At 68.7% G+C, this 12,444-nt stretch carries 14 protein-coding genes and 1 pseudogene; 9 read left to right on the top strand and 6 right to left on the bottom strand.

From position 1 onward, the window contains the following. Positions 1-264 precede the first annotated feature (264 nt). The gene (locus ACIHAD_RS46190) at positions 265-1,308 is read left to right on the top strand and encodes an IS5 family transposase (protein ID WP_397361215.1); all 1,044 of its coding nucleotides are present in this window, start codon (positions 265-267) and stop codon (positions 1,306-1,308) included. A 28-nt stretch (positions 1,309-1,336) separates the two neighbouring features. Beyond that, positions 1,337-2,053, top strand: a pseudogene (locus tag ACIHAD_RS46185) (transposase); the annotation flags it as partial. Between the two features lie 45 nt (positions 2,054-2,098). On the opposite strand, the gene ACIHAD_RS46180 reads toward ACIHAD_RS46185, so the two are convergent. Then, the gene (locus ACIHAD_RS46180; RefSeq protein WP_397361210.1) at positions 2,099-2,896 is read right to left on the bottom strand and encodes a tyrosine-type recombinase/integrase; all 798 of its coding nucleotides are present in this window, start codon (positions 2,894-2,896) and stop codon (positions 2,099-2,101) included. A 407-nt stretch (positions 2,897-3,303) separates the two neighbouring features. Beyond that, positions 3,304-4,707: an MFS transporter gene (locus tag ACIHAD_RS46175; protein WP_397361209.1), complete on the bottom strand. Its 1,404-nt coding sequence runs from the start codon at positions 4,705-4,707 to the stop codon at positions 3,304-3,306. Between the two features lie 51 nt (positions 4,708-4,758). Between ACIHAD_RS46175 and ACIHAD_RS46170 the strand changes: the two genes are divergently transcribed. The 5 genes from ACIHAD_RS46170 to ACIHAD_RS46150 all read left to right on the top strand — a co-directional run bounded on the left by ACIHAD_RS46170 (position 4,759) and on the right by ACIHAD_RS46150 (position 7,483). Continuing rightward, complete coding sequence (locus ACIHAD_RS46170) at positions 4,759-5,256, top strand: MarR family winged helix-turn-helix transcriptional regulator (RefSeq protein WP_397361208.1); 498 nt, start codon at positions 4,759-4,761, stop codon at positions 5,254-5,256. A 472-nt stretch (positions 5,257-5,728) separates the two neighbouring features. Beyond that, positions 5,729-5,881 carry a hypothetical protein gene (locus tag ACIHAD_RS46165; protein ID WP_397361207.1) on the top strand — a complete coding sequence of 51 codons (153 nt, stop codon included), beginning with the start codon at positions 5,729-5,731 and terminating at the stop codon, positions 5,879-5,881. Next, positions 5,875-6,114: a hypothetical protein gene (locus ACIHAD_RS46160; RefSeq protein WP_397361206.1), complete on the top strand. Its 240-nt coding sequence runs from the start codon at positions 5,875-5,877 to the stop codon at positions 6,112-6,114. The genes ACIHAD_RS46165 and ACIHAD_RS46160 overlap by 7 nt, the downstream gene beginning before the upstream one ends. Positions 6,115-6,520: 406 nt before the next feature. Then, on the top strand, positions 6,521-7,273 hold the full coding sequence (locus tag ACIHAD_RS46155; protein WP_397361205.1) for a Tn3 family transposase: 753 nt from the start codon (positions 6,521-6,523) through the stop codon (positions 7,271-7,273). A gap of 63 nt (positions 7,274-7,336) precedes the next feature. After that, on the top strand, positions 7,337-7,483 hold the full coding sequence (locus tag ACIHAD_RS46150) for a hypothetical protein (RefSeq protein WP_397361204.1): 147 nt from the start codon (positions 7,337-7,339) through the stop codon (positions 7,481-7,483). 18 nt (positions 7,484-7,501) lie between these two features. On the opposite strand, the gene ACIHAD_RS46145 is transcribed toward ACIHAD_RS46150, so the two are convergent. The 3 genes from ACIHAD_RS46145 to ACIHAD_RS46135 all read right to left on the bottom strand — a co-directional run bounded on the left by ACIHAD_RS46145 (position 7,502) and on the right by ACIHAD_RS46135 (position 10,682). Continuing rightward, complete coding sequence (locus ACIHAD_RS46145) at positions 7,502-8,659, bottom strand: serine hydrolase domain-containing protein (protein ID WP_397361203.1); 1,158 nt, start codon at positions 8,657-8,659, stop codon at positions 7,502-7,504. A 52-nt stretch (positions 8,660-8,711) separates the two neighbouring features. Then, on the bottom strand, positions 8,712-9,455 hold the full coding sequence (locus ACIHAD_RS46140) for a DUF4097 family beta strand repeat-containing protein (protein ID WP_397361202.1): 744 nt from the start codon (positions 9,453-9,455) through the stop codon (positions 8,712-8,714). Positions 9,456-9,536: 81 nt separating this feature from the next. Next, a complete protein-coding gene (locus tag ACIHAD_RS46135; protein WP_397361201.1) occupies positions 9,537-10,682 on the bottom strand; it encodes a serine hydrolase domain-containing protein in 1,146 nt (381 codons plus the stop codon). A gap of 141 nt (positions 10,683-10,823) precedes the next feature. Between ACIHAD_RS46135 and ACIHAD_RS46130 the strand changes: the two genes are divergently transcribed. Beyond that, positions 10,824-11,228, top strand: coding sequence for a hypothetical protein (locus ACIHAD_RS46130; RefSeq protein ID WP_397361200.1), 405 nt, complete (start codon positions 10,824-10,826; stop codon positions 11,226-11,228). Positions 11,229-11,425: 197 nt separating this feature from the next. Further along, the gene (locus tag ACIHAD_RS46125) at positions 11,426-12,040 is read left to right on the top strand and encodes a recombinase family protein (RefSeq protein WP_397361199.1); all 615 of its coding nucleotides are present in this window, start codon (positions 11,426-11,428) and stop codon (positions 12,038-12,040) included. A 102-nt stretch (positions 12,041-12,142) separates the two neighbouring features. On the opposite strand, the gene ACIHAD_RS46120 is transcribed toward ACIHAD_RS46125, so the two are convergent. After that, positions 12,143-12,409, bottom strand: coding sequence for a hypothetical protein (locus ACIHAD_RS46120; RefSeq protein WP_397361198.1), 267 nt, complete (start codon positions 12,407-12,409; stop codon positions 12,143-12,145). Positions 12,410-12,444 lie beyond the last annotated feature (35 nt).

Here is a 12,444-nt window from a genome sequence, read left to right as displayed (position 1 = left end):
TCTGCCCGAACGGCTGGCCTCACGGTTGCGCGGCCGGTTGCGGGTCCTGGCCGGACGGGGCGAGCTGCCGACAGCCGGGTGCCTCGACTCTCAGAGCCTGCTGACAAAGGGATTTGGTGCCGGGCTCGGGTCAGGAGAGTGCCGGGATGTGGTCATGGCTGGGCTGTTGGCCGGTGAACGGGAGCGGACTCCCGGTAGCTGAGGTGGTGTCTAAGCAGCTCAGCGGCCAGGAGCCCGTGGTTGTCTGTCTACACGCCCGGGGCCGTGAACGCCAGCGGTTGCGGCTCACCGGGATGCGCATGTCGAGATCGCAAACCGGCATACCCGTCGGATCTGACCGATGCCGAGTGGCGGGTGCTGGAGCCTGAGGCGCGGGGCGTGATGGCCGAGTTGGTCGCGGTCGCGGGCCGGCCGATGGTGCATGACCTGCGCGCGGTGCTGGACGCGGTCGGCTATGTGACCCGGTACGGAATCGAGTGGCGGGCCCTGCCCGTCGACTTCCCGCCGCATGAAGCGGTGTATGCGTTCTTCGTGCGCTGGTCGCGGCGTGGTCTGCCCGAACGGCTGGCCGGCCGGTTGCGCGGCCGGCTGCGTGTTCTGGCCGGACGGGACGAACTGCCGACCGCCGGGTGCATGGACTCCCAGACGGTCCGGGCGGCCGAGACCGTCGGCGCGGCGGCCTGCGGGTATGACGCGGGCAAGAAGGTGAAGGGGCAGAAACGGCACGTCGTGGTGGACACCCTCGGGCTGCTGTTGTGCGTGATGGTCACCGCCGCGTCGGTGCAAGACCGTGACGGCGCGCACCGGGTGCTGGCCCTGCTGCGCGAGAAGTTCTCCACTGTCGCTCTGGTCTGGGCCGACGGCGGCTATGCCGGTCGGCTGGTCACCTGGTCCGGGCAGGTCGTGGCCCTGGCCGTGTCGATCGTGCGGCGGAGCGACGATCTGAGCGGCTTCGTCGTCCTTCCCCGCAGGTGGGTGGTGGAGCGGACGTTCGCCTGGCTGGTCCGCTACCGCCGCCTGGTACGCGTCTATGAACGCAAGCCCGAACATCACGAACTACCACCCGCAGCAAGCCGCTGGAACGACCCGCCGCCGTTGCCGATGTTGTCCAGCCCCGATCGACGCGGCAAGGTGCTGCAACTCCTGGCCGCCCAGCCCTGGCGGGCCTGGAGAGGTCGCGAACTGGCCGCCATCCTCGGCATCGAGAACGTCAACAGCTTCCGCGTCCAGCTGTCCCAATGGTCCCACCAGGGCTACATCAACAAGATCGGACCAGCTCTCTACGGGCCCATGCCCAACGTGACTTAAGCCTTAGTCAGCAGGCTCTCAGACGGTCCGGGCGGCCGAGACCGTCGGCGCGGCGGCCTGCGGGTATGACGCGGGCAAGAAGATCAAGGGGCAGAAGCGGCACGTCGTGGTGGACACTCTCGGGCTGCTGTTGTGCGTGATCGTCACCGCCGCGTCAGTGCAAGACCGCGACGGCGCGCATCCGGTCCTGGCGCTGCTGCGCGAGAAGTTCTCCACCATCGCCCTGGTCTGGGCCGACGGCGGCTACGCGGGACGGCTGCAGGTCTGGGCCCGGCAGGTCCTCGGCCTGGCCGTCACGATCGTCAAGCGCAGCGACGACCTGCGCGGCTTCGTGGTGCTGCCCCGCAGGTGGGTGGTGGAAAGGACGTTTGCCTGGCTGATCCGCTACCGCCGCCTGGTGCGGATCTATGAACGCAAGCCCGACCATCACGAGGCCATGATCTGGTGGGCCACCGTGCACCAGATGACCCGCCGCCTGACACGCGAACTGGCAGGCCCGCCGTCCCCAAGCGGCTGGAGCGACCCGCCACCGCTTCCGGACTTGACCAGCCCCGACCGGCGCGGCAAGGTCCTGCAACTCCTGGCCGCTCAGCCGTGGCGAGCGTGGAGAGGAAGTGAACTGGCCGCCATCCTCGGCATCGAGAACATCAACAGCTTCCGCGTCCAGCTGTCCCAGTGGTCCCACCAGGGCTACATCAACAAGATCGGACCAGCTCTCTACGGGCCCATGCCCGCCAGCACTTAAGCCTTTGTCAGCAGGCTCTGAGCGGAGACCGGATCTTCTTGTCACTCATAGGGCCGAGACCCTACGGCTTGACGCTACGTGAGGGTAAAGCCATTTTCGGCGGCTGAGCAACGGCCGTGAATCCAACGAAGTTGATTCTGACCTGCGGCGATGTGCCGTTTTACTGGGGTCTCGGCGAGCGACGTGGTCGGCGACGGCGTCGACGCCGGGCCGGGCGTATCGCTCCAGGGAGCGGACGGAGGCGTGCCGGGAACGGGCGAGCAGGGCGGGGGTGTTTGTGCCGTCCTCGGCTTCATGGGTGAGGGCGCTGTGTCGGAGCTGGTGCAAAGTCCAGCCGCCGCGCATCGCGAGTTCCGCTGCGTCGGTGATGCCCGGATGGGCGAGTGGTCGGGTGAGCTGCTCGAAGAGCTCGGCGGCGCGGCGGCAGGACAGGTGGGCCCGGCCGGTGGCCGGGCAGATGTCCAGGGACGGGGTTCGGGCGAGTGCCCGGCGGTCGGTCAGGAAGACCGGGCCGCGGGTGCGGCCGGTGATGAGCCGGGGCAAGAGCTGGGCGGTGCCGGATTGCCAGTGCACCCATTCGGTCGCGCCGCCCTTGGCGATGACCCGGGCGCGTTTGTCGGCCAGGATGAGGTCCTCGAGGTTGAGGGTGAGAACCTCTTCGGCGCGTGCGCAGGTCTCGTACAGCAGCCGCCATAGGGTTCTGTCGCGGACGCTGGCCTTGACCATGAACAGCGCGGCGATCTGGGTGCGGGACAGCGCCCGGGTTCGGTCTGGTGGGGCCGGCCGCCGATCGATCCCGGCGATGGGGTTACCGCCCAGCCAGCCGCGGGCCTGCCACCACACGATCGCGGCCTTGAGGATCGACAGCTCCCGGTTGGCGGTGTCGGGGTCGACGAGCGCGGCCCGGGCGGCGAAGGCGTCGGCCAGGAGCAGTGCGACATTGGCTTCATCGAGTGCGGCGAATGGTGAATCGGGTGGCTGGGCGCCGCGGCGGGCTCGGCTGACGGGCGGCTGCTGGCCGCAGGCGAGCCATGCCCAGGTGGTCAGCGAGATCCGGTAGACGCGCTTGGAGGACTCTCCTCACTCCGGCGGAGACGAGGTATGCCTCTATCGCCGCGGTGTAGGTGCTGGGCCGGTCTCCGCGCAACGGTGTCCCCTCGGCCGCTGTCATTTCCATGTCCGCACCCGCTTTCGCCTGTCGCAGTAGATGCATACACCTCACCTCGCGGGCCGGGGCTTCGCCGTGCTGCTCAGGTACGGGTGGCCGAGTCGTCCTTGGCGCGGGGTGCGGCGGCCAGGGCGGCGACCAGGCATATCGCGGCTGCGGCGAGGGCGATGATCACGCCGGTTCGAGTGCCGGATGCGGTGAGCAGGAGCCAGCCGAAGGCGGCGGCGCCGAGCGAGCCACCGAGCTGCCGGGCGAAGGTGAGGGCGCCCATGGTGGAGCCGATCTGGTGGGGCTGGGCGCGTCCCTGGGCGATCAGAGTGTAGGCCTGCATGGACAGGCCCAGGGCACTGCCGGCCAGCGCCATGCCCACGATCGCCAGCGGGATGCTGACCAGGCGCGGCGCGTCGTGGAGGGCCGGGAGGACGGCCAGAGCGGTCATGCCAGCGATGCCCAGGGTGAGCGCGATGCGGCCCCAGCACCACATGGCGGGGTAGCGGCGGGCCAGGATGGAGAACGTGGTGGTGGCCGCTAGCTGGCCTGTGGTCAGCGCCAGCAGAAGCAGCCCCGTCGTCCCGCTTTCGGCGCCGGTCCCCTCCGTGATGGCCAGCGGGATGAAAGCGAACGTGCCGAACAGCGCGATGCCGGCCAGGGCGGTCGAGGCGATGCTGCGGGCCACCGCGCGATCGCGGAACAGGGCGGGCGGGATCAGTGGCTCGGCCGTGCGGCGCTCGGCCTTGACGAAGAGCAGTGCGCAGACGGCCACGACGGCGAGCACCGCCGCCGTGCCCCACAGGCTGCGGGCCAGTGACTGCACAGAGCCGAGCGCGACCACGCTGCCGCCGATGACGGTGATGAGGACGGCACCCCGCGTGTCGAACGAGCTGCGGCTACGGTCCTGTGGCCGGCCGGGCAACCCGCGCAGCGACAGCGCCGCGGCCGCGGCGCACAGCGGGAGATTGACCAGGAAGATCCAGCGCCAGCCGGGCCCGGCGGCCAGCAGACCGCCCAGCGGCGGTCCGGCCAGCGAGGAGAACGCGAAGACGCCGGTGAGATAGCCCTGGCGTCTGACCAGTTCCTCGCGGGTGAACATCTGCGCCAGGGCGCTGATCGCGGTGACCACCAGCCCGCCCCCGCCGATGCCCTGGACAGCCCTCGCAGCGATCAAGACGGGCATGGACTGTGCCAGCGCGCAGGCCAGTGAACCTACGGCGAAGACTACGAGAGTGCCGTTGAAGACGGCTCGCCGGCCCAGCAGGTCTCCCAGCTTTCCGTGGATGGGCGTGGAGACCGTGACGGTGAGCAGGTAGACGGCGGTGATCGCGGCGATGGCCCCGCCGGCTTCCAGGTCGGCCGAGATGGCGGGCAGCGCGGCGACCACGATGTTCGTGTCGAGCTGGGCCATCAGCATGCCCACGAGCAGGGCGGCGAAGGCGAGTTGTGTCGCTCGTGACAGCCCAGCGGTGACGGGGGGATTAGATGTGTGCATATCGCACACGCTAGACTGCTTGCGAAACGCACGCAAATCTGGAGGGCGTCCATGCTTCCCGAGCTCAAGAGACAGCACAGCCACGAGGTGGATGACCCGACGCGGGCCCATCTCGCTGGAGCGGGCCCCGCCCTCTTTCGACTGGTCCGCTTCTGGTCCCGCCGCTGGGTGACGGCCGCGGCCGTCGAACTCACTGGTGACATGGCCAAGGTGCAGGACATCCTCGTCCTGGAGGCGATCGACGCCGCCTCGGCGCGACTAGGAGAGGTCTCGGTCACCGACGTCGCCCACGAACTCGGCCTCGACCGCTCCGGCGCCAGCCGCATGATCAGCGAGGCCGTCAAGCACGGCTACGTCACCCGCGAAGCTTCCGAACAGGACGCCCGCCGCGCGATGCTGATGGTCACTCCCGCCGGAGCGGACATCCTGACCGGCGCGCACGCCTTCCAGGCAGAAGTCTTCGCCCGCCTCACGGCATCATGGCGCCCCGAAGACGCCGCCTGCCTCGCCGAGCACCTTCGCCGACTGGCTGCCGAAGTCGCGCCATAGGGGCCACGACGGCGCAAACCCACAGGGCCACTATCCAGGCCGGGGCACTCGGCCACCGTCATCCTGCGCCAGGAAGCCCAAGCGATACCCCGCCCCCGTGCGGTGTGACACAGAACTTGCATTATCTGTCACATAGACGGCCATCGGGCCGCATCCGCCCAGCTCGGCGTTCGCCGCAGCGACGGCGACTCGGCTCTACATCATGTGTCACATCGCCTGTCCGGAGGTCGCCGTGTCCGTCGTGGCCTTCCCCGCTCACCCGGCCCTCCCCACCGGCCGATCCGGCCGCCGGCCCGGCGACCGGATCGCCGATCGCGGCCGCCGTCGAGCGTTTCCTGGCGTCGGTGCAGGCGGCCACCACCCGCCGGCTACGCCGAGACCCTCGCCCGCTTGACCGCCGTGGCCGGCCTGGACCATCCGGTCGCCGCGCTGACGCCCGAGCAGTACGCCGCGGTGATGGAGCGCTGCATCAGTGGGTCTCGCAGGTAGGCCACCGAGCGGCAGGGCGGCCCTCGCCCTCCTGGGCGTGGTCCTGTTCGCCACCAACCGGCAGGCCACCGCCATCCACCGCAGCGTCCGGGACCGGGTCGCGGTCGCGTTCGGCGTCGGCTCTCACCCGTGCTGACCGCGATCGTGGGGCATTCGGAGAAGTTGGCCAACGACGCGCGCGAGCTCGGCAAGCTCGCCCACGAGCTGGAAAGCGAGGCCGCCAACCAGCCCGCCTGGTGGACGTCACTCCGCTCAGGCGCGCCCCCTGAGCAGCGCATCGCAGCCACCGCAGGCACCGTCGCTGAGGACTACCGCCAGCTCGGCGCCGAGATCCTGCAACTCCTGGCCGCCGCGGAACAGCAGTCATGACCCAGCCCAACATCGACACGCCAGGCAGCCTCGGCAACGTCTTCGGAGCCAGCGCCGCCAGTGGACTCGGCGGTCTCCTGCCCACCCGCCAGCAGCCGGGCAAGGACACCACTGCACCCGCCGCACCCGACTCCACTCCGGCCTCGCCGACGCGCGAGGACGCCAGTGTGGCACCCCATGTGGGCCGGACCCCAGGTTGATCTACCAGTGGGTGAGGTCGACCACGCGTGCGCAGTGCGGATCGTCGCCGGCCGGCCGGGTCCCATAAGGCCCGTCGATGAGCGAGGGCAGAGCGGTCAGCAACGCGGTGAGCGCACCCGACAGGCCCAGGTCCACGGCGGTCGCCCCAGGCCCGACCTTCGGGCTTTCCAGGTAGAGGTGCAGCCGATCCGAGGGCGACGTGGCCGTGCTCGGCTCGAACGAGTACGCCGACTGGGGCGCCCACCTGCTGCCCTGGGAAGACTGCCAGCCGAAACTGGCCGCCTTCTGCGGGGTGTGGGAGGCGGTGCACCTGATCGAAGGGCTGCTGGCCAACGACTCCGACATCCAGCCCTCCACCGTGCACGCCGACACCCAGGGCCAGAACTTCCCGGTCTTCGCCCTGGCCACGTTGTTCGGGTTCGACCTGATGCAGGTGGCGATCTCGATCAGCGAGGGCCGCCTGTCCTCGGCCACGTTGATGCGGCGCCTGCGGTCCGACTCCCGCAAGAACCGTATTTACAAGGCCTTCCGTGAGGTGGGCCGCAGCGTACGGACCGTCGCCCTGCTGCGGTATCTGGCCGACCCGGCGCTGCGGGCGCGCGTCACCGCGGCGACCAACAAGGTCGAGTCCTACAACGGATTTTCCAAGTGGCTCGGCTTCGGCGGGGTGCTGGCCGACAACGACCCCGAAGAGCAGGAGAAACTGATCAAGTTCAACACGCTGCTGGCCAACCTGGTCGTCTTCCACAACGCCCTGGACATCTCCGACATCGTGCGGCAGCTGGTTGCCGAGGGCTGGCAGATCACCGCCGACCAGCTCGGCCAGATCGCGCCCTACCTGCGGGCCCACATCAGCCGCTTCGGCGCGTACACCACCGACGAACTGCGCCATCGGCCGGATCCGTTCGACCCCCTGCTGAAAGAGGTCGACTTCACCGACGTCGAGCTGGCCGCGTGATCTCCGAGGCGCTGGCGGGGCGTCTGCGCGGAGCCGGTTCAGCAGTCCCGGTGGCGTGCGGTCATGATCGAGATGCTGACGCCAACGCCCGATGATGCCTTGGCGATGCTGCTGGCGGCGCTCTCCAGGTTCGGCATGGCCGGGAAGATGTCCGCCGAGCCGCATGCGGTGCGCGAGCTCATCCGGCCTCGTGCTCGTGAGGCCGGATGAGCCGGTGCTATTGAGCGGTCATCGTGATCTCGGCGGGCACATCTCGGCTTCCATTTCCTTGGTGAGGATGTTGATCGGGTTGCCCCAGTCGCCGTTGATGTTGGTGACGACCATGTGCTTGCCGTCTCGGGTGCCCATCGCATAGGTCCAGGAGCCGTGGATCCTGCCACCGTTGCCCCAGATCGTCACGCCGCAGGACAGCTTCTGGGAGAAGACGCCGAGCCCGTAGGCGGTGTTGTCGATCCACTGCACGCCCTTGGTGGAGATGGTGGTGAACATCTCCTTTTGCTGCGCGGGCGGCAGCAAACGGCCACTCAGCACTGCTCGATAGAAGCTGTGCAGGTCGCTCATGGTCGAGACGATGCTGCCGGCTGCCCCGGCCCAGGAGGCGTTCATGTCGGTGAGGTCGTAGGGAGTCGTGGTGTCCTCGCCGACCAGGAACTTGACGTAGTGCCGTGCGTGCGGCCTGCGCAGCTCAGGCTCTTCGCCCGGCAGGTACGTTTTCCTCAGGCCGAGCGGGCGGATGATGCGCTGGGTGATCTCTTCGGCGTAGGACCTGCCAGTGACCTTCTCGATGATCATCCCGGCGAGCGTGTAGTTGGTGTTGGAGTAGCCCCAGCCCTTGCCCGGCGCGAAGAAGGGCGGGTTGGCCATGGCCACCTTCACCAGCTGCTCGGGACGGTAGCTGTCGAAGCGGCCCTTGAGGAAGGCGGTGCTCCACTGTTTGCTCGCCAGGCCCTCATCCGAGGTGTAGGGGAAGATGCCGCTGGTCTGGTTGAGCAGCTGCCTGATAGTGATCTTGCTGCCGTCATGGCCGTTGCCCTTCACCACGCCGGGCAGCCACTTGTCCACGGTGTCGTCCAGGCTGAGCCGGCCCTCGGCCGCCAGCTTCAACACCACGACTGCGACGAACGTCTTGGTGGTACTGCCGGCCCGGAAGTATTCCTGCTGTCGGCGCTTGCGGCCGGTGTCGGTGTCGGCCACGCCTGCCGTACCGAACCACGACCCGCGGCCATCACGGACGTCAGCCATGGCGCCCGGCATGCCGTCAGCCACGGCTTGGTCGAGTACCTGCTGGACTTCGGCGTGGTCGTCGGCCACCGCCGCCGACGCGTTCGCGGTCACGGCGACTGCGGCGACGAGCAGACAGGCGGCGGTGCGGAGGGTCTTGGTCATGGGTAGATCGCCTTCCTTCAAGTGGAGTGTTCGCGCAAGGGGAATACGTGAGTCAGCCGGTGACACGGTGGAGCAGGATGTCGCCCTGGGCGACGTGGGCGTGGAGCTCGACGGTGTTGCCGTCGGACACCTCGGAGTCGTCGCCCAGGTTGTCGTGGACCCTGCCGAGCGCGGTCCTGGCGTCCAGCAGTACGGCGGTGCCGTTCGGGATCCCGACGTTGATCGTCCCGGCGCCGACGTCCAGATCGGCGCGCCCGCGCGCCATCGCGCCGACCTTGACGGCGCCTTGCTCGACGGTCACGCGCAGGCCGTCTTCTGCCCGGTCCACCGTGACGTTCCCGGCGCCGTTGCCGATCACGGTGGCGCCGATGCTCTCGCCGACCTTGATCTGGCCGTGGGCGGTGGTGAGGGCAGCCGGGCCCCCGGACATGGCCACGGTGATGTCGCCGTCGTCGGTGCTCAGGCGCGACTCGCCGGTGCGGGCGAGGTGGATGTGGCCACGGGAGACGTGGGCCCGTACCTCGCCCAGGCGCCCCTGGCCGTTCAGGTGCCCGTCGCGGAGGCTGATGTCGAGCGCCGAGCCGTTGGGCAGTTCGACCGTCACTGCGACGCGTCCGGGAAGGGATCGGATACTCGAGCGGTCCTTGACCGTCAGGCGGCCGCCTGCGAAGGTGACGCGGGCGCGTTCGGCGGCTGCGACGTCGGTGGCGTCGGCCGGATCGGCCGGCCGTACCTCGACGGTGGTGTCGGTGCGCTGGGTCGCGCTGATGCGGATGTCGGACGCGGTGAATGACAAGGCGGCGACGATCGGCTCCGGTGTGTCAAAGGTATCCATTGGTGGTTCACTTTCAGCGCGGGTCGGTGGCGGACGGCGTGCTTACGCACCGATGGAAACGCCGAACTCCGCTTCGATGACTTTGAACATGGGGTCCCAGGACTTCCACTCGGTGTTGGTGTGCACGGCGACGGTGTGCCGGCCATCGGGAGTGCCGACCGCGAAGAAATAGGAGCCCCAGACGCTGCCGCCGACGCCGCGCAGCGTCCGGCCGCCGGTCGCCTGCTCGTCGAACTCGAACATGCCCAGGCCGTAGCGGGCGTACGGCATCCAGTAGCCGCCCTCGGTGGAGACCGTGGCCCACATCTGCCGGTGCTGTGCGGGCGGCAGCAGGCTGCCGGTGGTCATCGCGTTGAAGAAGCGGATCATGTCCGTCGTAGTGGAGACGACGTTGCCGGCCGCGTAGCCCAGGGAGGAGTTGAGCTCGGTGACGTCCAGAGGCGGCAGGCCGGGCTCCTCCATCAGCGATTCCCAGTTCTCCGGGGTGACCGCAGCCGGGTCGGCGCCGTCCTTGAGGAACTGCTGGGAGTAACCTCGCGGGTGCGGACTGGGGTAACCGGTCTCGGTGGTGGGGCGCACGCGGGTGTGGGTCAGGCCGAGCGGCTGGACGACCCGGCGGTCGACCTCGTCGGCGTAGCTGTTGCCGGTGATCTTCTCGATGATCGCGCCGGCGATGTAGAAGCCGCCGTTGGCGTACTCGAAGCGTTCGCCGGGCGCACCGACCGGCGGCCGGGACACCGCCACCCGCAGCAGTTCCTCGGTGCTGAAGGTGTCGAAGCGATGCCGGTCGAACCCGGAGCGGGTGGCATAACGGTGGCTGACCTCCGGGGCCAGGCCGGTGGCGAACAGGCCGCTGGTGTTGCTGAGCAGGTGCCTGATGGTGATCTTGTCGCCGTCGTAGCCGTTGACGTCCAGCACGCCGGGCAGGTGGGCGTTGACCGTGTCGTCGAGGCTGAGGCTGGCCTCGGCCTCCAGGGCCAGAAGCGTCGCGGACGTGAAAGCCTTGCCGCTGCTGCCGGCGTGAAAGTACTCGCCCGGCACGCGCGGGGAGCCGGTTTTGATGTCGGCCACGCCAGCGGTGCCGAACCAGGTGCGGTCGCCGTCCTTGACCTCGGCGACTATGCCGGGAATGCCGACCTCGGCCACCGACCAGTCGAGCACCTGCTGCACGTTCTCGTGGACTGCCATTGCACTGCCTTTCGGACGTTTCTTCCGTACGTCCTCCACGGTGTCCACCGGCGCTTACATGCGTCTTAGAACGCTCTTTTAGCCGGGATGGCGCCACTTTCAAACGGCACGTGCGCGTCTTTGTGCTCATAGCCTTTGTGCATGCGGATGGAGTTGCTGGGACCGGTCCGGGCCTGTGCCGACGATGGCGCGCCGATCGAGGTCGGCGGCGTCATGCTCCGCTACGACGCCCGGGCCGAGACCTACATCGCCAAGGTCACCGAGTTCGGCGACGCGCCGCCGGCGGACGCCCGCCCGCTAATGCTCGGGGCCACCGATTTCGACAACCTCCAGGTGCGTGCGGGTCGCCTCGGCGATGCCGAGATCTTGTACGACAACCCCGAGGTCGACTTCAGCCCGTCCAACTTCTGGGCCGAGGACCGCTCGTGGGTCATCTGCACCGACTACGACCTGTGGGCCACCAAGGTGGCCGGGCCCGCCTCGCTTATCGACGCACTGCTGAAAGACTCCGAGATCGAGGCGGTACGGCTGCCCTGGGCACCTTGACCGGGGGGCCGTTAAGAATCGCCGCACCAGGGTGAGGTAACCGAAAGGTTCGAGGCGGTGGTGTTCCGTTGGGAGATCGCTCACCGGGCACTTTCGCGGGTAGCCGCCGGCGATGTTGCGCCCCAGGTCGGCATGTCCCATAAGACCCGCCCGATGAAGTGCCCGGTGAGCGGGGGGCAAACGCTACAGTGACGCCCATGACTGGCCTCATGATCGGCTACGCCCGGGTGTCCACCGATGAGCAGGACCTCACCGCGCAAGTGGACGCCCTCGCAGAGCTCGGCGTCGGTGGCGACCGGGTCTACGTCGACAAGGGATTGACCGGCACCAATCGCGCCCGGCCAGGGCTGGCGCAGGCCCTGGCGGCGTGCCGAGCCGGTGATGAGCTGGTCGTGACGAAACTGGATCGGTTGGCCCGGTCGGTCGCCGACGCCCATGACATCGCCAGGGAACTGACCGCCCGCGAGGTGAAGCTCAACCTGGGCGGGTCGATCCATGATCCGACCGACCCGATCGGCAAGCTGTTGTTCAGCGTGTTGGCGATGGTCGCGGAGTTCGAGGCGGACCTGGCCCGGATGCGGACCCGCGAGGGCATGAAGATCGCCAAGGCCAAGGGGCGCCTGCGCGGCAAGAAGCCGAAGCTGAAGGCACGGCAGGAGGCGCATCTGGTGGCGCTGCACAAGGCGGGCGAGCACACCAGCGCCGAGCTGGCCGAGCTGTTCGGAGTGGCCCGTTCGACGGTGTATCGGGCAGTTGAGCGGGCGGCGGGGAACAAGGGGGTGGCCGGAATACGGGAGAAGGGAAAGCTATAACAGCTGCCGGAGGCCAGCCGTCGTCCTGAGAATGCGTCGACCCCCGAGGTCTTACCCTCCGGCGCAGACCGCCGGCTGGTAGAAGATGCTCCGTCAGCTGCGTCAGCCGGACGCTGCGGCCTTGTCCGCCCGCTCTGCGGGCACCAACTGCACCGTGACCACGGTGCCGTACACCCGTGCGGCCTCAAACAGGGTATTGACGACGCTGCTGACGTGCTCGGCATGCGAGGCGCTCAACCGTGCGCGCCCTGCCGCTGCGGCTGGATCCCAGTTCATCAGCGGTCTGATCACCGCCGCTTGGCGATCGAACTCCACTGGCTTCAGGTCGCGGTTGGAACAAGCGGCCACGACCACACTGAAGGTGTCCATGACGCTGTTCTACGTCGTCACACACGGCCGGACCA

It is taken from the genome of Nonomuraea sp. NPDC052265 (assembly GCF_044547985.1).
In the GTDB taxonomy this organism is placed as follows: Bacteria; Actinomycetota; Actinomycetes; order Streptosporangiales; family Streptosporangiaceae; genus Nonomuraea.
This window is presented reverse-complemented; position numbering and strand designations above follow the sequence as displayed.